Consider the following 18,363-nt stretch of genomic DNA (forward strand, 5'->3'; position numbering starts at 1 on the left):
CACACTCTTACGCATGATCGTGTTCATGGGGGTAGCTCCTTCGGGGGTAGGAAACACCCGCGTGACAAGCCGGGTGTGAGCACCTCGTCCGGCGCTGCACAAAGACTGGGGGAAGATCGGCGGCCTGCGAGCCGGGGGGCTCACGGCGCCGGGGTCTGGGTGTAACGACCCGGGGGCCGGGGTCATTCCGGGGGGCGGCCCATCCGGCGGCACCCGCATCTTGGCGGTGCCCGGGAGGTCTGCAACGACCGGGCCTGGCCGGGCATTCCAACCCCGTGAGGCCGGGGCCGAGTGGCCGTGGTCCTGCGATCGTCAGGGTGTGTAACGACCCCCGGCCCGCCACGATTCCGCCGCACGGATGCCCCCGGTCACAACCCAGACACCCCAGGACCGGACATAACACTCACCCCACCTGGAGCCGAGCGGCGACCCGCCGTTGATCCGTCCGGCATCTCCGACATCGGGCCATCCCGACGCACAGGACACCCCACGTCGCCGAACTGGCACCACCACCAACCGAGCGCGTCAGCACCACCACATGTCCACCCGGCGGCCCACCCGGTCGGCGAGGCAACCGACCCGGCGAGAACCTGGTTGAGCGACACCCGGACTGCCGGGCGTTACCCTGACACCATGCAGGCCGTCTCCCCCACCGCGACCGGCGTGGCCTTCCTGGCCCGCCCGGGTCGCCCCGCCGTGGTGGCGCGGACGCTCGCCGAGCTGGCCGGCCCCACCCGGGGGGTGGTGGAGTTGCCGGTGCGGTTGATGTGGAACGCGGAACGCACCTTCGACCTCGGCGACCCCGACCAGTTGCTGTGGATGTACGAGAACGTGCTGCGGGAAACCACCCGCGCCGAGGACCTGCGCGTCCTGATCAACGGTCGGACGCTGCGGCGGGTGTGGCGGCTGCTCAACCTGCCTCGGGGCGTACGCCTGGCGTGGGAGAGCCGCCACCGGGGCCTGCGGGCGGCGTGATCGCGCCGCATCTGCACGAGTTCTACCGGGAGGTGGCCCGGGTGGCGTTGGCCGCCGCCGGCCCGTACCGCTTCGTGTTGGGCGGCGGGGTGGCCTGGGCCGCGCACGGCCTCGTCGCCCGCCCGACGGAGGACGTCGACCTGTTCGCCGACGTCGAGGGTGCCGCCGCGGCGGCCTCCGCCGGCGTGCGTGTGGCGTTGGAGCGGGCCGGGTTCACCGTCACCGACGCCGACCCGGACAGTGACCTCGCCGAGCTGTTCGACGGGTACGAGCGGGACATGAAGGACTTCGTGGTGGGCCGTGACGGGCGGCAGATCCGGCTCAGCCTGGCCCGGCTGGACCGGCAGCAGAGCCCCGTGGTGATGGATCTCGGCCCGGTCATGGACGTCCGCGACCTGGTGGCCAACAAGGTCGCGGCGCTGGTCAACCGGCGGGAGGTCCGCGACTTCATCGACGTGGCTGCGGCACTGGAGCACTACGACGTGACCGAGTTGCTGGTGCTGGCCCGGCAGGTCGACCCGGCGCTGGACCCGGACGACGTGCGGGCCGCCGGCCGTTACCTCGACCGGCTGTCCGAGCAGCGCTTCGGCCGGTACGGCCTGGGCGTCGCCGACGTGGCCCGGGTCCGGGAGCGTTTCGCCACCTGGCCACGCTGACCACCGCACACCGTGCGGGCGGGCGGCCCGGGGCCACCCGCCCGTCGGCGGGTCACTTGGTCGGTCGACCGCCCGTGACGCCGAGGATCTCACCTGTGACGTAGCTGGACTCCTGCGAGGCGAAGAAGACGTACGCGGGGGCCAGCTCCGCCGGCTGACCGGGCCGGCCCTCCGGGGTGTCGGTGCCGAACTGTTCCACCTTCTCCTTCGGCATGGTCGCCGGGATCAGCGGCGTCCAGACCGGGCCGGGTGCCACCGCGTTGACCCGGATGCCCTGCTCGGCGAGGTCGGCGGCGAGTGCCTTGGTGAAGTTGGCGATCCCCGCCTTGGTGGTGGCGTAGTCGAGCAGCTGCGGTGACGGGTCGAACGCCTGGATCGACGCCGTGTTGATGATCGCCGACCCCTCGGGCAGGTGTGGGATGGCGGCCTTGCACAGCCAGAACATCGCGTACAGGTTGGTCTTGAGCACCCGGTCGAACTGCTCGGTGCTGATCCCGAGGATCCCCTTGTCCTGCGACATCTGGTAGGCCGCGTTGTTCACGAGGATGTCGATGCCGCCCAGGTCACGCACCGTGCGGTCGACGAGTTCCTGGCAGTGCGCCTCGTCGGTGATGTCGCCGCGCACCGCGACACACCGCCGGCCGGCGTCCTCGACCAGCCCGATGGTCTCCCGGGCGTCGGCGTCCTCCTCCTCGCTCAGGTAGGAGATGACCACGTCGGCGCCCTCCCGGGCGTACGCGATCGCGATGGCCCTGCCGATCCCCGAGTCACCACCGGTGATCAGCGCCCGTTTGCCGTCGAGCTTGCCGCTGCCCCGGTACGTGTCCTCCCCGTGGTCAGGCTTCGGCGTCATCTCCGCGGTCGAGCCGGGCGGCGACTGCTGCTGCCCGGGCTGGCCGGACTGCTGGCCGTACTGGCTGGTCGGGTCCTGCTGGGTGTGCTGGTCCTCACTCACCGACGTCTCCTCGCACCGCGCGGGTTCCTTCCCCGCGACAACCGTTCCCCACCGCCCTACCCGGCGACGGCCTGCGGAAACCGGGGCTGACGTGGCAGGAGTGACCGACTGTGGTTATGGTGCGCCAGGCGCCCACGAGGCGCGTCCACCCCCTTGGAAAGGCATCTCATGACCTCTCCCTCCGGCCCGTCGCGTCGCCAGGTGCTCGCCGCCGCGGCCGCGGCGGCGACCGCCCCGCTGATCGCCGCCGCCCCCGCGCAGGCGGCCGGCCCGGCCCGGTCACGCACCTGGGACCTCACCCTCCTGGGCACGTCGGACACCCACGGCAACGTCTACAACTGGGACTACTACCGCGACGCCGAGTACGACGACAGCAAGCACAACGACATCGGCGTCGCGAAGCTCGCCACTCTGATCAACCAGATCCGCGCCGAGCGGCGCGGTAGGGCGACGCTTGTGCTCGACGCCGGCGACACCATCCAGGGCACTCCCCTCGCGACGTTCTACGCCAAGCAGGAGCCGATCACCGCCACCGGTGAGAAGCACCCGATGGCCCGCGCCATGAACATCATCGACTACGACGCGGTTACGCTCGGCAACCACGAGTTCAACTACGGTCTGCCGTTGCTGGACCTGTGGATCCGCCAGCTCGGCTTCCCGGCGCTCGCGGCGAACGCCGTCAACGCGAAGACCGGCAAGCCGGCGTTCCAGCCGTACGTCATCAAGAAGGTCTCCCTCGGCTTCGCCGCGCCGACCCTGCGGGTCGGCATCCTCGGCCTGACCAACCCCGGCGTGGCCATCTGGGACAAGGGCAACGTCGAGGGCCGGCTGCGGTTCGACGACATGGTCGCCACGGCGGCGAAGTACGTGCCGATCATGCGTGCCCGCGGCGCGGACCTGGTGCTGATCTCGGCGCACGGCGGCGACAGCGGCACGTCCAGCTACGGCCCGGAGCTGCCGAACGAGAACCCGGTGGCGCTGATCGCCCAGCAGGTGCCGGGCATCGACGCGATCCTCTTCGGGCACGCGCACAACGAGGTGGTCGAGCGGTTCGTCACCAACGAGCGCACCGGCGCTCAGGTGCTGCTCTCCGAGCCGTCGAAGTGGGGCCAGCGGCTCACCAGGATGGACTTCACCCTCGCGCGCGAGCGGGGCCGGTGGACGATCACGAAGAAGGCCGCCACCATGCTGAACACCAACACGGTGGTCGAGGACCCGAAGGTGCTCGCCGCCGTACGGGCCCAGCACCAGAAGACCATCACGTACGTCAACCAGGTGGTCGCCCAGGCCACCGTGGAGATGTCCACCGTGGAGTCGCGGTACAAGGACACGCCCATCCTGGACTTCATCAACCACGTCCAGGCCGAGACCGTCACCAAGGCACTGGCCGGCACGCAGTACGCCGACCTGCCGGTGCTGTCGCAGGCATCGCCGTTCAGCCGCACCGCTGTCTTCCCCGCCGGGGACGTCAAGATCCGCGACGTGGCCGGACTCTACGTGTTCGACAACACCCTTGAGGCGGTCGTGCTCAGCGGCGCCGAGGTGCGCGCGTACCTGGAGTACTCGGCGAAGTACTTCCGGACGCTCGCCCCGGGCGCCCCGGTGGACACCGAGCAGATCAGCGACTCGCCCGCGGTGCCGGACTACAACTACGACGTGATCTCCGGCCTTGACTACGACATCGACATCTCCAGGCCGGTCGGCCAGCGGATCACCCGCCTGGTGCTGCCCGGGACCGACACCCCGGTGGATGACAACGCGCAGTTCGTGATGGCGGTGAACAACTACCGGCGCAGCGGCGGCGGCAACTTCCCCGGCATCGTCAAGACCCAGGTCTACAACGCGCAGCAGGAGATCCGCCAGCTGCTCATCGACTGGGCGCAGGCCAGGGGGACGATCGACCCGGCCGACTTCTTCCAGCCGAACTGGCGTCTCGTGCGCGAGGGCGTGCCGGTCTTCTGACCGGAGCGACAGGTCGGGGCGGGCCGTGGGTGGTGATCACCCGCGGCCCGTCGCGCGTTCTCAGCCCTGCACGTTCCAGCGGACCGGATCCTCGGCCCTGTCCGGCCCGTCACGCCCCGGGTCCGTCTCGGTCAACGCGACCCGGTCGTCGGGGCGGACGGCGGGCGGCAGCTCCCCGAACCGCACGTGGCGCAGAAACGCGTACTCGTCATCGGTGAACGGCTGCTCGGCCATCGCCACCTCCCTGCTCCCCCGCCATTGTCCGGCGACCGGCGCGTCCGTGGAAGGTCGCTCCGCCGTTCGGGTGCGGCACACCCTGTAAGCCGTCCTAGGATCCTGGGTGAATGGGGGACGGCGATCAGCCGGGCAACCGGTCCAGCGTGGCGAGCGCCGCCCGGATCGGCCAGCGCTCCAGCATCTCGGCGAAGCTCGCCCGCCCCTGACAGAACTGCACGAACATCCGCCAACCCGGCGGGGTCGCCAGCAGCGCGTGGAACACCAGCGGACGACTGGTGAACACGTCGAGCAGCCGGAACCCCGCCCGCATCTCCGGCACCAGACGCTCGGCCACCGCCCGCTCGTACCCGTCCAGCTCGCCGGCGGCGACAGCCACGCCTGCCAACTCCCCGGAGCGCAGCGCGAAGCTGATGCCCTCGCGGCTCCACGGCTCCAACAGCCCCGCCGCGTCACCGGCCACCAGCACCCGACCGGCACGCAGCGGGGAATCCTCCTCGCGGCAGCGCGTCAGATGACCGGAGTCGTGCTCCGCCGGCAGCCCGGTCAACCCCAACCGGTCGACGAAGCGCCGCAGATACTCCCGCGTCCCCTCCCCCGCGCCCCGGGCCGCGATCACCCCGACCGTCAGGCGCTCCCCCTTGGGGAAGACCCACGCATAGGAGCCGGGCATCGCCCCCCAGTCCAGCAGCAGACGCCCCCGCCACCGCTCCTGCTCCGCCGGCGGCACCGGCACCTCCAACTCCAGACCGAGATCCACCTGCCGGTACCGCACCCCCACGTGCCGGGCTGTCACCCCGGACGACCCGTCCGCTCCGATCACCGTCCGCGCCGTGAGCGTCGTACCGTCGGCCAGTCGCAGGCGTACCTGATCGGGGTCCTGCTCGATCGCACGGACCGCGACCTGCTCGCGGACCTGCGCGCCGGCGGCGACAGCCGCCGCGCGCAACCGGTCGTCGAACTCATCCCGGCGCACCATGGTCACCACCGGGCTGCCGTGCCGGCGGGTGAACTCCCGGCGACCGTCCCTGGTGAACGTCACCCGATCCACCAGGTCGCGCGCCGGCACCTCAATCCGGTCCCGGACGGCGGTCAGCGACGTGCCGATCAGGCCACCACCGCACGTCTTGTACCTCGGGTGCGCGGCCCGCTCGACGACCAGGGTGCGCACGCCCGCCCGGGCGGCGGCGTGGGCCGCGGAGAGCCCGGCGGGGCCGGCGCCGACGACGATGAGATCCCAGATGATCACGGTTGCAGCCTAGGGCACCGCACGCCGCGCGGACCGGCTGCGGCACGCCGCCTCGACCGCCCGATCGGGTGGGCATCTTCGCTGCCCGAGGGGGTACCCGACGCTGCGCGAACGTCCGCGCGGAGCGGACGGACAAAGGAGGAGATCATGCAGCAGGTGCAGCTGTCGGAGGTCGAGCAACGGGTGTACCAGGCGGTCACCACGCTCGAACAGCGCGGGCACGTGCCGTACCCCGACCTCATCAGCGAGGAGGCCGGACTGACCGAGGAGCAGGTGCACGCCCCACTGCACCAGCTCACCGAGAAGGGTCTGCTGCACCGCGAGGACTCCCCGCTGGCCGGCCTCGACTTCGGCCCCCGGTTCTGCGCCCGCCAGATGGCGTGATCCGAGGGACCGCCCGCGGCGATTCGGCCCCCGGCGACCGGGGTAGCGAGCAGAAATGGACGATCACCGGTCGGCGGGCGGCGCGATGAGCACGGCGCAGGCGCCCCAGCCACTCGACGCCGCCGAGAACCGCAGACGCTGGCAGGCTCTCGGGGTCGGCCTGGTCGCCGCGTTCATGACGCTGCTCGACGTGAGCATCGTCAACGTCGCGGTGCCGTCCATCGACCGGGCGTTGCACGCCTCACCGAGTGACCTCCAGTGGGTCCTGTCCGGGTACGCGCTCACCTTCGGCCTGGTCCTCGTGCCCGCCGGTCGCTTCGGCGACGCCCGCGGACGGCGCAACGCGTTCGTGTTCGGCATCTCCCTGTTCACCCTCACCAGCGCGCTCGCCGGCCTGGCCACCTCACCGACCTGGCTGGTCGCGGCCCGGCTGCTCCAGGGCGCCGCGGCAGGCGTGGTCAACCCGCAGGTGACCGGGCTGATCCAGCAGCTGTTCCGGGGGTCGGAACGCGCCCGCCCGTTCGGGCTGCTCGGCGCCACGATCGGTATCTCCACGGCCGTCGGGCCCCTGCTCGGCGGACTGCTCATCGCCGTCGGCGGCGAGGCGCACGGCTGGCGGTGGGTCTTCTTCGTCAACGTGCCCGTCGGCATCCTCGCGGTCATCCTCGGCTGGCGACTGCTGCCCAGCCGCCCCGAGGGCACGCCGGACCGGCGGCGGCTCGACCCCGTGGGCGTACTGCTGCTCGGCGTGGGCGTGGTCCTGCTCCTGCTGCCACTTGTGCAGCAACAGCAGTGGCAGACCCCCTGGAAGTGGGCGCTCATCCCGGCCGGCCTCGCGGTCCTCGTCGCGTTCGGGCTCTGGGAGCGCGCGTACGCACGCCACCATGAGCCCCTGTTCGACCTGAAGCTGTTCAGCTTCCGGTCGTACTCGCTGGGCGCACTCATCGCGCTCATCTACTTCGGTGGCTTCACCGCGATCTTCTTCGTCTTCACCCTGTACCTGCAGAACGGCCTCGGCTACAGCGCGCTCGTCGCCGGCCTGGCCATCACACCGTTCGCCCTCGGGTCTGCCGCCGCGTCCGCATTGGGCGGACGTATCGTCAACCGGTTCGGCCGACCGCTTGTCGGGATCGGACTGCTCGCCGTGGTCATCGGCCTGGCCGCGACGGTCGTCGCGCTCCGCCTCGCGCCGGACGCCCCGGCGCCCTGGGTCACCGCCGCTCCCCTGCTCGTCGCCGGGATCGGCAGCGGGCTGGTGATCGCCCCCAACCAGACACTCACCCTCGCCCAGGTGCCCGTGCACCAGGCGGGCAGCGGAGCGGGCATGCTCCAGACCGGTCAGCGGATCGGCGCCGCGGCGGGCATCGCCGCGGTCGGCTCGATGTTCTTCTCCGCACTCGCCGACAGCCGCGGCAACTGGACCACCGCCTTCGAGACGTCACTCGTGCTGGCCACCGGGATCATCGCGCTCGCGCTGGTCGCCGCCCTTGTCGACATCCTGCGCAAGGGCTGACGACCATGGGGTACGCCGATGGCCGGCACCCCGGGTCGGGGTGCCGGCCATCTGCGTGTCAGCTGTTCCAGTACTGGGCGACCAGGTCAGCGGCCTGCTGCTCCCACTGCGCGTACGCGTCCGGGTAGGCCGAGACCTGCACCGTCTGCGCGGCGACGGTCAGCGGCATGTCCTGCCAGCCGTCGACCTGCTTCAGACCCTTGAGGAACGCCATCGTCGAGTACTCGGGGTCGGTGATCTGCTCCGGCGTACCCCAACCACTGGACGGACGCTGCTGGAACAGGCCCAGCGAGTCGTGGTCATTGGCGTCGCCGAGGTGGCCCAGGTTCTCCAGCTTCGACTCCTGCAGGCTCGTCGCGATCGAGATGACCGCCGCCCGCTCGGGCAGGCCCGCCTTCTTCGTCGCGGCGATGATCGCCTTGACGTTCGCGGTCTGCTCGTCGTTCAGGTCGATGTGCGACTGGGCGCCCTGGGTGCCGTGCGGGATCAGCGTGCCGATGTCCGGCTTGTCGGCCTGCACGACCGCCACCGGCCTGGCATCGCCGACGGGGTTGTTGACGGCGTGGGCGACCGGGCCGGCGAACACGCCACCGACGAACGCCATACCAGCAACCGACAGCACACTCTTGCGCATGATCGTGTTCATGGGGGTAGCTCCTTCGGGGGTAGGTCCACCCGCTGCCACCGATGGGTGGAGCCGGGTGTGAGCACCTCGTCCGGCGCTGCGCGTACACGGGGGAAGTTTTGGGTCCCGACCTCCGCGAGCGGGGGGCTCGCGGTGCCGGACCGGGTGTAACGGCCGGCGGCCGGGGGTCATTCCCGGGGGCGGACGGTCGGGCCGGCGGACCCGTGGTCCTGCCATCGTCGGGGTGTGTAACGGCCCCCGGCCCGCGGCCATTCCGTCGCAGGGGTGCGGCCGGTCACGGCTCAGACCGGGACGCACCGCCCAGGCGGCGCCGACGCGGACGATGCCGACATCCCGCACGCAGGACGGGCTGGTGCCCGCCGGACGAATCCGGCGGGCACCAGCCTCAGGTGAGATCCGGGCACTGCCCGGTGATGGTGCCGATCAGTGCGCAGCCCCGCCGAAGCGCTGGCGACGACGCCAGGCCAGGGTCAGCAGCAACATGAGCGCGCCGGCACCGACGAGGCCGCCGCCCAGCTTCATGGGCGTGCCGATGCTGTCACCGGTGACTGGCAGCGGCTGCTTCTTGTGCAGCACGCGCAGCTCGGTGCTGGCGGTCCGGCCGGACTCCCGACCGGTGGCGGTGAAGGTCAGCAGACCCGTCACCGACGGCCGGTAGCTCCTGGTGAAGCGGCCCTGGGCGTCGGTGAACGCCGTGAAGTTCAGCGGCGCGCTCGCCTGGTACGCCACCGGCGCCATGGCGACTGTGGTGCCGTCGCTACGACGCGCCGGCGCCTGACCGGCCGCGGGAGCGGCCAGCGGTGTCACCGTCACCGAGATGTCGACCGTCTCGTTCGGGCCGAAGCCGGTGCCGGTCAGCACGACCGTCTCACCGAGGAAGATCGTCGGCCGGTTGACGGTCAGCGATGCGGCAGCCGGCGGGTACGGCGGCGGCTGGGGCGGATCGGTGGTCGCGCTGGGCGTCGGCTGCGGCTGTGCCGCCCCCGCTGCCGTCGGCACGGCCACCACGGCCAGACCGACCGTGAGCGCCATGATGATGCGGGATAGCCGCATGATTGGTTCCCTCCTACTGGTCACAGCTTGGTGCGGAATGAACTTGGGTGGTCCAAGGGCTGGCGGTGGGGGTCAGCCACAGCTCGGCCTGTCCGACGCCGGTCTTGGCCGTCAGCACGGTGACCTCCAGCGCCCGTTCGGAGCCGGGGCCGACGTCGACACTGGCGGTCGCCACCTGCCGGCGGCGTTCCGTGCCGCTGCCGAGCGCCGTCTCGACCCCGTCGAGCCGGGCCTCGAGCACCGCTCCCCCCGCCGGACTGAAGATCGACACCAGGGTTCGTGCGGTGTACGGATCACCAGCCAGGCCGAGGCCGAGGACGGACTCGCTGAGTCCGGACTTCGGCGCCGTCGAGCGCAGGGTCACCCGCAACCGGAGCTCGCGGCGACCGTCGGGTCGGCATTCGCCCACCGTCAGGTTCGCCGTCGGCCGCAGGTAGTAGCCGAGCTTCGCGCCGCTGCCGTCGTTGAGGAACACGCCGACGGTCGGCACGGTGTCCTGTTCCGGAAGCGTCCCGGCCATCCGGCTGTCGCCGAACGTCCGCTGTTCCTCAGGTCGGGCACTCCAGAACAATATCCGGCGTTCCGTGATAGCACGGTCAAATGCGGACAACAACACCCGTGGGTTGACATTCTTCTTGAAAAAGGCGTCGAACACCGCGGCTGCCGAGGAGGCGAAGAACCTGTCCTGCTCCCGGACGTCAAGCCGCTGGTAGCTGTCGTTGAGCAGGGTCTGCACGACCTTCTCGCTGGCCAGCGGCACGCCGCCCGGAACCAGCACCGGCCCTGTCGCCTTGAGCAGATAGGACAGCACCACCGGGTCGACGGCGAGCACACCGTCGACAGTCGTCCCGGTCTTGCGCCGGAACATCTCCCGGTACAGCGCGGCGGCCGTCGGGAAGTGCGGGCTCAGGTTGACGTCTGCGGGATAGATGCCGGGCAGGTCGGTCCAGATCGCGCGGGTCTCCGCCGGCAGCTTCAACGCCGGCGTGAACCGGCCCAGGGACGCGCTGCTGCCCTGCAGGCCCATCTTGACCGCGCCGTTCTCGGCCTCGATCATCGCGTACGCGCCGAACATGCCGCCGGTCGCCCGCAACTCGGCGAGGTTCTGCGAGACAAGCAGGTACTTCCGCGAGCCGTGCATGCCGAGCAGCGGCGGCAGCAGCCGGGCACCCTGGTCGGCGGCGGTGCTCAGGCCGGCCAGGCGGTCGATCTCACCACGCAGGTCGGTAAGCGCCTGGCGGATCTGGCTGACGAGCCGGTCGGCGGGCACCTCGGCCAGGTCGCGCCGGGTGCGCTGCACCGCCTCGTTCACCCCTGACAGTTCGGTGGAGACCGAGGTCAGCCGGGCCAGGTCCAGCCGGCCGTCGGTCGGGACGAGGCTGGTCAGGTCCGTCCGGAGCAGGGTCGGGAACGCGTGCCGGGCCAACTCGTCGATGGCGACCGCGATCTGCCGCACGGCGTCGAGGTCGTCGCCAGCGATCGGCGTGTGCCGGCCGAGCGCCCAGCCCGGGTCGTTGGTCGCGGCTCGGGCCGCGCCGGCCTGCTCCTGGAGGGCGGCGAGTGTCCGCAGGGCACGGTCGGTGTCCCCGCCGACCACCTGGGCGCTCAGCTCCCGCGCCAGACCGGCGGCGTTGAGCAGGTGCGAGCGCGCCTGCCACCCACGAAAGCCGACCCAGCCTCCCACCGTCAGCAGCAGCGACGCGACCACCAGGGCGCCGAGCAGCGCCCGTCGCAGTCGCGCCCGTCGGCGACGCCGGGACCGGCTACGCCGCCGGCGAGGCCGTTCGCTCTCCGTCACACCACACTCCCCATCCGGAACCGGACACAAAGTCCGATTTCCCCTGACGTTCTTAGCACGCATCGCGCACTCTCGTACCGTTATGGCATTTCTCGTCGCTTACGCGAGGTTCATTCGCGGAGCCGCGAGCTCCTCGACACGACCGGCCGCCTCGTACAGCAGCCGCTCGATCCGGTCGACCCCGGCCGGCAACGACATCTCCCGCAGGTACGCCGCACGCCCCCGGCGACCCATCTCGACCCGCGCCGGACCGGGGATCGTCGCGGCCAACCAGAACCGGTCGGCCAGCGCGGCCCAGTCCTCCGGCGGGCAGGACAGCCCCGCCCGGGCCCGCTCGACCAACTCGGCGGTATCGCCGCCGGCCGAGGCCACCACCGGCGCGGCACAGGAGAGCGCGGCCTGCAGCTTGCCGGGCACCATGCCCCGCAACTCCGGCAGATCCCGCAACATCACCAGCTGGTAGTCGGCGGCGGCGTACAACTGCGGCATGTCGACAGGCGAGCGCCGCTCCACGAAGCGGACGTTCTCCGCGCCCAACTCGGCGGCGAGCCCCCGCACCCGCCGCTCCTCGCCACCCGAGCCGACCAGGACCAGATCCATCGTCCGGTCCAGCGCCGCCGCCGCCCGCACCGCCGTCTCCAGCCCCTGCCGGACGCCGATCGTGCCGGCGTGCATCACCACGCACCTACCGTCGCGGCGGACCAGCTGGCGGGCCGCGGCGTCAGGCGTCGCCGGATGGAAGATCCGCTCGTCGGTCCAGTTCAGCACCACCTGGACCCGTGCCGGATCGGCGCCGGCGGCGACCACCAGGTCCCGCATGGACGGCGCGGCCACCGCCACCCGCGCGGCGGACCGGTAGATCCTCGTCATCGCGGCGGACATCCGCGTCGCCCACCGCCCCTCGGCCGCCTCGGCGGCGCCGTCGCGCGCCCAGACGTCCTGGACGTGCAGCACCGTCGGCACCCGCCCGAGCAGCCGCAACACCCCGGCCGCGGCGAACGTGGTGGCCGGCAGCTGGAAGACGTACAGCGCGTCGACATCGCGAAGGACACGGCGCGCGGCCATCGTGGCGCTGCCCGCGAAGGACAGGTAACTGGCCATCCGGGCGCCGGTGGAGGCGCCCGCACCTGTGTACCTCGGCACGCGCCGGACGGTCAGCCGTTCACTGTGCGTCTCGTGGTGCCAGCGCTGCCTCCAGCCCGGGTAGACGTGCCCGCCGGGATAGTCCGGGAAGCCGGTGAGCACCCGTACCTCGTGCCCCCGCGCGGCCAGCGCCTCGGCGAGGCTCCCCGGGATGAACGCCGGTTCGGGCGGGAAGTGGTACGACAGGATGCCGATCTTCACCGGGACACCGCCGTCCACAGCGGATCGACCCCGGTCGGCGCGGCACCGCACCCCGCCGGCACCCGGCCCGCGTACGATGCCGACAACCCCTCCCCGCGCGGCCACCGGCGTCGACGCACCGCCCTCGCGGTGCGCCCAGCCGGGTCCGCACCGACGGAAGGGACACCGATGGCCGACCGCGTGCTGTTCGTCTGCCACGCCAACCTGTGCCGATCGCCGATGGCCGAGTACCTGGCCCGTCGCCTGCTCGCCGACCAGCCGGTCACCGTGGCCAGCGCCGGCACCGACGCGATGGACGGCATGACCATGCATCCGTACGCCATCCAGGTCGCGGCCGAGAGCGGCGCGGACCCGGCGGACTTCCGGAGCCGGACGCTGCGGGCCGAATACCTGGCCGACGCGACGCTGGTGCTGACCGCGACCCGGCGCCAGCGCTCGGTCTGCACCTCGCTGGCGCCGGCGGCGCTGCACCGGACGTTCACGATGCTCCAGTTCGGCCGGCTGGCCGCGGCGGCCGAACCGGCCACCGAGCCGGCCGACGACCCGCTGGGAGCCGCGATCGCCGCCGCCACCCGCGCCCGGGGGCGGCTGCAACCCGCCGCCCCCGACGCGGATGACCTCCGGGACCCGATCGGCGGCACCGCCGCCGACTTCCGACGCTGCGCCGAGGAGATCGAACGGTCGCTGCGACCCCTCGCCGCGCTCATCGGGGCAGCCGGGTGAGCTCCTGGGTGCGGTCGCTGACGCCGTTGACCCCGTTGCTCTCGCTGTGCTTGGCCGCGGTGGCCCGGTCGGTCGGCACCGACGGCGTGGCGGTCGACGCGACCACCCGGTAGGCCTCGTACTGGTACGCCTCGGCCTTGGCCACCTTGGCCATGTTCAGCACACAGCCCAGCAGCCGCACCGAGACCGAGTGCAGCGAACGGGCCGCGGCGGCCACCTGGGTACGCGAGGTGCGACCCTGCTGGCTCACCAGCAGCGCGCCGTCGGCCTGCACGGCCACGACCACACCATCGGTCACCGCGAGCAGCGGGGCGGTGTCGATGATCACGATGTCCGCCGACTCGCGCAGCGCCAGCAACAGATCGGCCATCGCCTTGGAGCCGAGCAGCTCGCTCGGGTTCGGCGGGGCCGAGCCGCTGGGCAGCACCAGCAGGGACTTGTCGCCCCAGCGCTGCACCACGTCGCCGACCTGCACGTCGCCGACAAGCACGTCGGTCAGGCCGACGCCGGCGTCCAGGCCCAGGTATTCGTCGACCTTGGGTCGGCGCAGGTCGGCGTCGACGAGCAGGACCCGCCAGCCGGCCTCCGCCAGAGCGATGGCCAGGTTGCAGGAGAGCGTGGTCTTGCCCTCGCCCTGCAGGGCGCTGGTGACGGCGATGACCCGGGCCGGCTCGTGCACGTCCACGAAGCGCAGGTTGGTCCGCAGCTTGCGGACCGCCTCGGCGCGCGCCGAGGTCGCGGCGTCGCCGACGATCAGCGGCGAGGTACGGGCGCTGCTCTCGAACGGGATCTCACCGAGCAGCGGACTGCCGGTGGCCCGTTGCAGGCCGGCGGCGTCGCGCAGCCGGATGTCGGCCACGCCGCGCAGGATCGCCAGGCCGACGCCGAGCACCAGGCCGATCAGCCCACCGAGGGTGAGGTTCCGTACCGGCTGGGGTGAGACGGGGCTGGCGCTGACCCGTGGGCCGCTCACCACCTCGATCTTGATCGGGGCCTTGCCCTCTGGTGGCGTCTCCACCTTCTGCACGAGGTCGACGAACTTCGCGGCGAGGGTCTCGGTCACCCGCAGGGCGCGGGTCTGGTCGGTGTCGGTGATCGACGCCCGCAGCAGGACGGTGCCGGCCTCGGTGGTGGTGCTCACCCGGCGCTGCACCTCATCCGCGGTGAGCCCGACCGGGGTCTCGGCCACCACGCTCTGCGCCAGCCGGTCGCTGGTGAGCAGGTCGGCGTACGACTTGACGCGCTGCTGCAGGAAGAGCCCGCCCTGGTAGGCGTCGGTGACGCCCTGGTTGGGGGTGGTGACGAAGAACGTCACCGAGGCGACGTACCGGGGTTGGGCCCGTACGGTCAAGAACGCCGAGAGACCCAGAGCGACCATGACCGTGACCAGCACGAGCCACCAGTGCCGACGTACGTGCCGCAATTGGCGGAGCAGGTCCATCAGGCGCGCCTCCGTGCCGATCCGGTTACGCCAAAGAACTTCACGAAAACCCCCAAGGTCGTCTTAAACTCGTGAAACCATTAAAGCCGCTCATACGGCTTATGTCCGGAGTTATGTATTTTCGGCGACGACATGTGCGCCGACATGACCAACCCGACAGAAGGCCATTCGGCAGCGGCGACATCGGGGAAAAGTCGCCAACCGATCAGGCGGTGTCCGTTCGGCCCCCGCGGTCGCCGCGGCGCGCGCGCCCGGATAGGGTCGACAGCGGTGTGCCGGGAAGTCTGGTCGGCGAACGGATTCCTGCCGTCCCGACACCCGAGGTGAACCCCGCACATGGCCGACCCCACCCCGCCCGCCGACCGGTTCCGGCTGTTCTCCCGGTCGTCCTGGCCCGAGGCGCGGCACCTGGCCGACGTCCTGCGCACCGAGACGGTCGGCGGCGCCCTGCTCCTGCTCGGCGCCGTGATCGCGCTGATCTGGGCGAACTCGCCCTGGTCCGACGCGTACCTGCGGCTCGGCGACTGGGTGCCCTGGCCCGCCGGCGCGCGCTGGCACCTCGACCTTTCCCTGGCCACCTGGGCCGCGGACGGCCTGCTGGCCATCTTCTTCTTCGTGGTGGGACTCGAACTCAAACGCGAATTCGTCGTCGGGGAACTGCGCGACCCGCGACGGGCGGCCCTGCCGGTGGTGGCCGCCCTCGGCGGAATGCTGCTGCCCGCGCTCATCTACGTGGCGGTCGTGGTGGCCGGCGGCGGAGAGGGGCTACGCGGCTGGGCGATCCCGACCGCCACGGACATCGCCTTCGCGCTGGCCGTGCTCGCCGTGGTGAGCTCCCACCTGCCCCAGGGCCTGCGCGCCTTCCTGCTCACCCTCGCCGTGGTCGACGACCTGTTCGCGATCACCATCATCGCGGTCTTCTACACAGCCGACTTCCATCCCGTACCGCTGCTCGCCGCGCTGGTGCCGATCGCGATCTTCGCGCTGCTGGTCCGTCGGGGGCGTACCTGGTGGTGGGCGCTGATCCCCCTCGCGGTGGCCACCTGGGCGCTGGTGCACGCCTCAGGTGTGCACGCCACGGTGGCCGGCGTCCTGCTCGGCTTCACCGTGCCGGTCCTGGCCCGCCGCCCGGCGGGCGAGCCGTCGAGCGCCGCGCGCCCGACCGACGACGCCGGTGGTCTCGCCGCGCACCTGGAACACCTGTGGCGGCCGGTGTCCGCAGGCTTCGCCGTGCCGGTCTTCGCCCTGTTCGCGGCCGGCGTCACGCTGCGCGGCACCGACGTGGGGGCTCTGCTGACCGACCCGGTGGTCATCGCCATCGTCGCCGGTCTGGTCGTGGGCAAGAGCGTGGGGATCTTCGGGTCGACCTGGCTGCTGGCCCGGTTCACCCGCGCCGAACTCGACGAGGACATCAGATGGGCCGACCTGCTCGGCATCGCGCTGCTCGCCGGCGTCGGGTTCACCGTGTCGCTGCTCATCGGCGACCTGGCCTTCGGCGCCGGCACGGTCGCCGACGGGCGGGTGAAGACCGCGGTGCTGGCCGGTTCGGTGATCTCCGCCGGGATGGCCGCCGTCGTGCTGCTGCGGCGCAACGCCGCGTACCGGCGCGTCGCCGAACGGGAACGGGTGGACGCCGACGGCGACGGCGTGCCCGACGTCTACCAGCGCCCGGGCGGCCGATGACCGGAAGCGCGGGCCGGCGCCGACCCGCGCTCCCCGACGTACCGTCCGTGCCGGTCAGCGCCCCCGGTCGGCGGGGCGGTGCTCCTCGGTCTCCTCGGACAGCGCCTCGGCCGCCGGCCCGGTGAGGTCGTCACCGGGCACCGCCACCTCCTCGGCCACGTCCCGCTCGTCGGGCTTCCCGCCGGGCTGCGGCTCGGGAGCGGTGGCACCGCCGGCGAAGCCGTACTCGTTCGGTTCGTCGTGCCTGCTCATGTGGTCGTCCTCCCGCTCTCGCCGGTTCCGCCTCTCACCGCCAACGGTAGGTGGTGATCGTCCCCGCCGCAGGGCGGCCGGGATTGTCGACGCGGCCACGCCGGCGCGGTGCCCAGCACCGCCCAGAGCAGCTGGCGAAGCGCGACGACCGCCGCCGCGCCGGCCAGGCCGCTCCAGTCCGGCTGGCCGACGAGCCGGAGCAGACCTGCCGCGACCAGCAGGTCCAGCAGCACCCGGATGGCGGTCCGGGGAGCCCTGGTGCTCAACACCACCACCACACCCGTGACGAGGGCCAGCGCGGTGACCGCCAGGGCCGGCGCGCCGGTCACGACCGGCGCTCGCCCTCGGCCACCTGCCGCTGCTCCTGACGGATCTCCCGACCCAGGAAGTAATTGAGCGCCGTCCGGATCGTGGCGATGGCGGCCAACTGGCCGATCTGGGTGAACGACGGAGACACCGCTGTCCGGAGCACGTCGGCCGCCAACTGGAACTCCAGACCCAGGGTCAGGAAGCGACCCAGGGTGAGCCGGATCGGAGTGAAGACGGCGGCGGTACGGTGCCGCAGCCCCTCGACCACGAACCGCACCGCCGCCCAGACGGCACCCACGAAGATCACCACAGCTCCGGCGACCTCCACCACGGCGACCAGCACCTCGTCGCCGTGGCGCAGCAACTCCGCCGGCTCCACCCCGGGCCGTTACCCGCCCTCGGGGCGCCTAGTCGGCGCTCACGTCAGCTCGTTCACCGCCTCCAGGATCAGCCAGAGGCCCGAGATGGCGAAGAGGATCGCGGCGCCGTACCTGATGGTCTTCTCCGGGAGGCGACGGCCGAGCATCCGGCCGACCATGATCGCGAGGGCGTCCGCCGCCACCATGCCGATCGTGGAGCCCAGCCAGGTGCCGAACCAGCCGTACTTGGTCGCGAGGGTGATCGTGGCGAGCATCGTCTTGTCGCCCAACTCGGCAAGGAAGAACGCCACCGACACGGCCACCAGCGCCGTCTTGTTGGTCTTCTCCGCCTTGCTCTTCTCCTCCTCGGTGAGCTTGTCCCCCCGCAGGGTCCACGCGCCGAAGCCGAGGAACGCCACACCGGCCACCAGAGAGATCCAGTCGGTGGGAAGCACGGCCCCGAGACCCACACCGATGGCGACCGACGCCAGGTGCACCACCGCCGTCGCGACGGTGATGCCGATCAGCACCGGGATGGGCTTGAACCGCGTGGCGAAGGTCAACGCCATCAACTGGGACTTGTCCCCCAGTTCGGCGACGAAGATGACGCCGAAGCTGACCACCAGCGCGGCGAAAAATCCCTCCATGACATCCTTCCCGTTTTCACACCGGGAGGAGGTACAGGGGCGCCCTCGACCCGGCTGCTACAGCCTGAGTCGAAGGTCTCGCCCGCCCCTGAGAACCGGGGCCGCGTGGCCGGATGCGGAACGCACCAGTATGTCGACCACGACATTGGGGGCTACTCCCCTTCGCGCGACCAGCCTAAC

Annotated in this window: 19 protein-coding genes; 7 read left to right on the forward strand and 12 right to left on the reverse strand. The window is 71.7% G+C overall.

All coding sequences use genetic code 11. The annotated features are described in order from the left end of the window. Window positions 1-633: 633 nt before the first annotated feature. On the forward strand, window positions 634-975 hold the full coding sequence (locus tag ACZ6N8_RS27385; protein WP_364364869.1) for a hypothetical protein: 342 nt from the start codon (window positions 634-636) through the stop codon (window positions 973-975). Then, a complete protein-coding gene (locus tag ACZ6N8_RS27390; RefSeq protein ID WP_466013461.1) occupies window positions 972-1,631 on the forward strand; it encodes a nucleotidyl transferase AbiEii/AbiGii toxin family protein in 660 nt (219 codons plus the stop codon). Before ACZ6N8_RS27385 ends, ACZ6N8_RS27390 begins: the two co-directional genes overlap by 4 nt. A 52-nt stretch (window positions 1,632-1,683) precedes the next feature. Here the strand turns inward: ACZ6N8_RS27390 and ACZ6N8_RS27395 are convergent, their stop codons facing one another. Beyond that, entirely contained in the window at window positions 1,684-2,586 is a 903-nt protein-coding gene (locus ACZ6N8_RS27395; protein WP_466013463.1) for an SDR family oxidoreductase, read from the reverse strand. Window positions 2,587-2,754: 168 nt separating this feature from the next. Here ACZ6N8_RS27395 and ACZ6N8_RS27400 point away from each other — a divergent pair, with 168 nt between their 5' ends. Then, the gene (locus ACZ6N8_RS27400) at window positions 2,755-4,548 is read left to right on the forward strand and encodes a bifunctional metallophosphatase/5'-nucleotidase (RefSeq protein ID WP_466013465.1); all 1,794 of its coding nucleotides are present in this window, start codon (window positions 2,755-2,757) and stop codon (window positions 4,546-4,548) included. A gap of 60 nt (window positions 4,549-4,608) precedes the next feature. Here ACZ6N8_RS27400 and ACZ6N8_RS27405 read toward each other — a convergent pair whose 3' ends face one another. Beyond that, window positions 4,609-4,782 (reverse strand): hypothetical protein, encoded by a 174-nt coding sequence (locus ACZ6N8_RS27405; RefSeq protein ID WP_357990363.1) that lies wholly within the window; start codon window positions 4,780-4,782, stop codon window positions 4,609-4,611. Window positions 4,783-4,906: 124 nt separating this feature from the next. Then, the gene (locus ACZ6N8_RS27410; protein ID WP_466013467.1) at window positions 4,907-6,031 is read right to left on the reverse strand and encodes a geranylgeranyl reductase family protein; all 1,125 of its coding nucleotides are present in this window, start codon (window positions 6,029-6,031) and stop codon (window positions 4,907-4,909) included. Between the two features lie 147 nt (window positions 6,032-6,178). Between ACZ6N8_RS27410 and ACZ6N8_RS27415 the strand changes: the two genes are divergently transcribed. After that, window positions 6,179-6,415 carry a hypothetical protein gene (locus ACZ6N8_RS27415; protein WP_357990367.1) on the forward strand — a complete coding sequence of 79 codons (237 nt, stop codon included), beginning with the start codon at window positions 6,179-6,181 and terminating at the stop codon, window positions 6,413-6,415. Between the two features lie 85 nt (window positions 6,416-6,500). After that, a complete protein-coding gene (locus tag ACZ6N8_RS27420; protein WP_466013605.1) occupies window positions 6,501-7,928 on the forward strand; it encodes an MFS transporter in 1,428 nt (475 codons plus the stop codon). A gap of 58 nt (window positions 7,929-7,986) precedes the next feature. On the opposite strand, the gene ACZ6N8_RS27425 is transcribed toward ACZ6N8_RS27420, so the two are convergent. The 4 genes from ACZ6N8_RS27425 to ACZ6N8_RS27440 all read right to left on the reverse strand — a co-directional run bounded on the left by ACZ6N8_RS27425 (window position 7,987) and on the right by ACZ6N8_RS27440 (window position 12,769). Next, on the reverse strand, window positions 7,987-8,574 hold the full coding sequence (locus ACZ6N8_RS27425) for a hypothetical protein (RefSeq protein WP_466013469.1): 588 nt from the start codon (window positions 8,572-8,574) through the stop codon (window positions 7,987-7,989). 423 nt (window positions 8,575-8,997) lie between these two features. After that, complete coding sequence (locus ACZ6N8_RS27430) at window positions 8,998-9,627, reverse strand: hypothetical protein (protein ID WP_466013471.1); 630 nt, start codon at window positions 9,625-9,627, stop codon at window positions 8,998-9,000. A gap of 13 nt (window positions 9,628-9,640) precedes the next feature. Next, window positions 9,641-11,425, reverse strand: a complete 1,785-nt coding sequence (locus ACZ6N8_RS27435) for a DUF4012 domain-containing protein (protein ID WP_466013473.1) — start codon at window positions 11,423-11,425, stop codon at window positions 9,641-9,643. Window positions 11,426-11,524: 99 nt separating this feature from the next. Continuing rightward, window positions 11,525-12,769, reverse strand: coding sequence for a glycosyltransferase family 4 protein (locus tag ACZ6N8_RS27440; RefSeq protein ID WP_466013475.1), 1,245 nt, complete (start codon window positions 12,767-12,769; stop codon window positions 11,525-11,527). A 168-nt stretch (window positions 12,770-12,937) separates the two neighbouring features. On the opposite strand from ACZ6N8_RS27440, the gene ACZ6N8_RS27445 reads away from it, so the two are divergent. Next, window positions 12,938-13,492 (forward strand): arsenate reductase/protein-tyrosine-phosphatase family protein, encoded by a 555-nt coding sequence (locus tag ACZ6N8_RS27445; RefSeq protein ID WP_466013477.1) that lies wholly within the window; start codon window positions 12,938-12,940, stop codon window positions 13,490-13,492. On the opposite strand, the gene ACZ6N8_RS27450 is transcribed toward ACZ6N8_RS27445, so the two are convergent. Continuing rightward, entirely contained in the window at window positions 13,473-14,933 is a 1,461-nt protein-coding gene (locus tag ACZ6N8_RS27450; protein ID WP_357990384.1) for a tyrosine-protein kinase domain-containing protein, read from the reverse strand. The genes ACZ6N8_RS27445 and ACZ6N8_RS27450 overlap by 20 nt on opposite strands. A gap of 336 nt (window positions 14,934-15,269) precedes the next feature. On the opposite strand from ACZ6N8_RS27450, the gene nhaA reads away from it, so the two are divergent. Further along, window positions 15,270-16,616 carry a Na+/H+ antiporter NhaA gene (nhaA, locus tag ACZ6N8_RS27455; protein WP_466013479.1) on the forward strand — a complete coding sequence of 449 codons (1,347 nt, stop codon included), beginning with the start codon at window positions 15,270-15,272 and terminating at the stop codon, window positions 16,614-16,616. Window positions 16,617-16,670: 54 nt separating this feature from the next. On the opposite strand, the gene ACZ6N8_RS27460 is transcribed toward nhaA, so the two are convergent. Genes ACZ6N8_RS27460 through ACZ6N8_RS27475 form a run of 4 tightly spaced genes read right to left on the reverse strand, consistent with a single transcriptional unit; the run spans window position 16,671 to window position 18,183 of the window. After that, window positions 16,671-16,868 (reverse strand): hypothetical protein, encoded by a 198-nt coding sequence (locus tag ACZ6N8_RS27460; protein WP_139586568.1) that lies wholly within the window; start codon window positions 16,866-16,868, stop codon window positions 16,671-16,673. Beyond that, on the reverse strand, window positions 16,865-17,197 hold the full coding sequence (locus ACZ6N8_RS27465; protein WP_466013481.1) for a hypothetical protein: 333 nt from the start codon (window positions 17,195-17,197) through the stop codon (window positions 16,865-16,867). The genes ACZ6N8_RS27460 and ACZ6N8_RS27465 overlap by 4 nt, the downstream gene beginning before the upstream one ends. Further along, complete coding sequence (locus ACZ6N8_RS27470) at window positions 17,194-17,556, reverse strand: DUF1622 domain-containing protein (RefSeq protein ID WP_357990394.1); 363 nt, start codon at window positions 17,554-17,556, stop codon at window positions 17,194-17,196. Before ACZ6N8_RS27470 ends, ACZ6N8_RS27465 begins: the two co-directional genes overlap by 4 nt. A 39-nt stretch (window positions 17,557-17,595) precedes the next feature. Continuing rightward, the gene (locus ACZ6N8_RS27475; protein WP_364364823.1) at window positions 17,596-18,183 is read right to left on the reverse strand and encodes a TMEM165/GDT1 family protein; all 588 of its coding nucleotides are present in this window, start codon (window positions 18,181-18,183) and stop codon (window positions 17,596-17,598) included. Window positions 18,184-18,363 lie beyond the last annotated feature (180 nt).

The organism is Micromonospora sp. NPDC047521 (assembly GCF_055587305.1).

Coding starts and splice junctions, on each gene's coding strand:
- ACZ6N8_RS27385 (WP_364364869.1), top strand. CDS start 634: ATGCAGGCCGTCTCCCCCACCGCGACCGGCGTGGCCTTCCTGGCCCGC.
- ACZ6N8_RS27400 (WP_466013465.1), top strand. CDS start 2,755: ATGACCTCTCCCTCCGGCCCGTCGCGTCGCCAGGTGCTCGCCGCCGCG.
- ACZ6N8_RS27405 (WP_357990363.1), bottom strand. CDS start 4,782: ATGGCCGAGCAGCCGTTCACCGATGACGAGTACGCGTTTCTGCGCCAC.
- ACZ6N8_RS27415 (WP_357990367.1), top strand. CDS start 6,179: ATGCAGCAGGTGCAGCTGTCGGAGGTCGAGCAACGGGTGTACCAGGCG.
- ACZ6N8_RS27420 (WP_466013605.1), top strand. CDS start 6,501: ATGAGCACGGCGCAGGCGCCCCAGCCACTCGACGCCGCCGAGAACCGC.
- ACZ6N8_RS27425 (WP_466013469.1), bottom strand. CDS start 8,574: ATGAACACGATCATGCGCAAGAGTGTGCTGTCGGTTGCTGGTATGGCG.
- ACZ6N8_RS27430 (WP_466013471.1), bottom strand. CDS start 9,627: ATGCGGCTATCCCGCATCATCATGGCGCTCACGGTCGGTCTGGCCGTG.
- ACZ6N8_RS27445 (WP_466013477.1), top strand. CDS start 12,938: ATGGCCGACCGCGTGCTGTTCGTCTGCCACGCCAACCTGTGCCGATCG.
- ACZ6N8_RS27450 (WP_357990384.1), bottom strand. CDS start 14,933: ATGGACCTGCTCCGCCAATTGCGGCACGTACGTCGGCACTGGTGGCTC.
- nhaA (WP_466013479.1), top strand. CDS start 15,270: ATGGCCGACCCCACCCCGCCCGCCGACCGGTTCCGGCTGTTCTCCCGG.
- ACZ6N8_RS27460 (WP_139586568.1), bottom strand. CDS start 16,868: ATGAGCAGGCACGACGAACCGAACGAGTACGGCTTCGCCGGCGGTGCC.
- ACZ6N8_RS27475 (WP_364364823.1), bottom strand. CDS start 18,183: ATGGAGGGATTTTTCGCCGCGCTGGTGGTCAGCTTCGGCGTCATCTTC.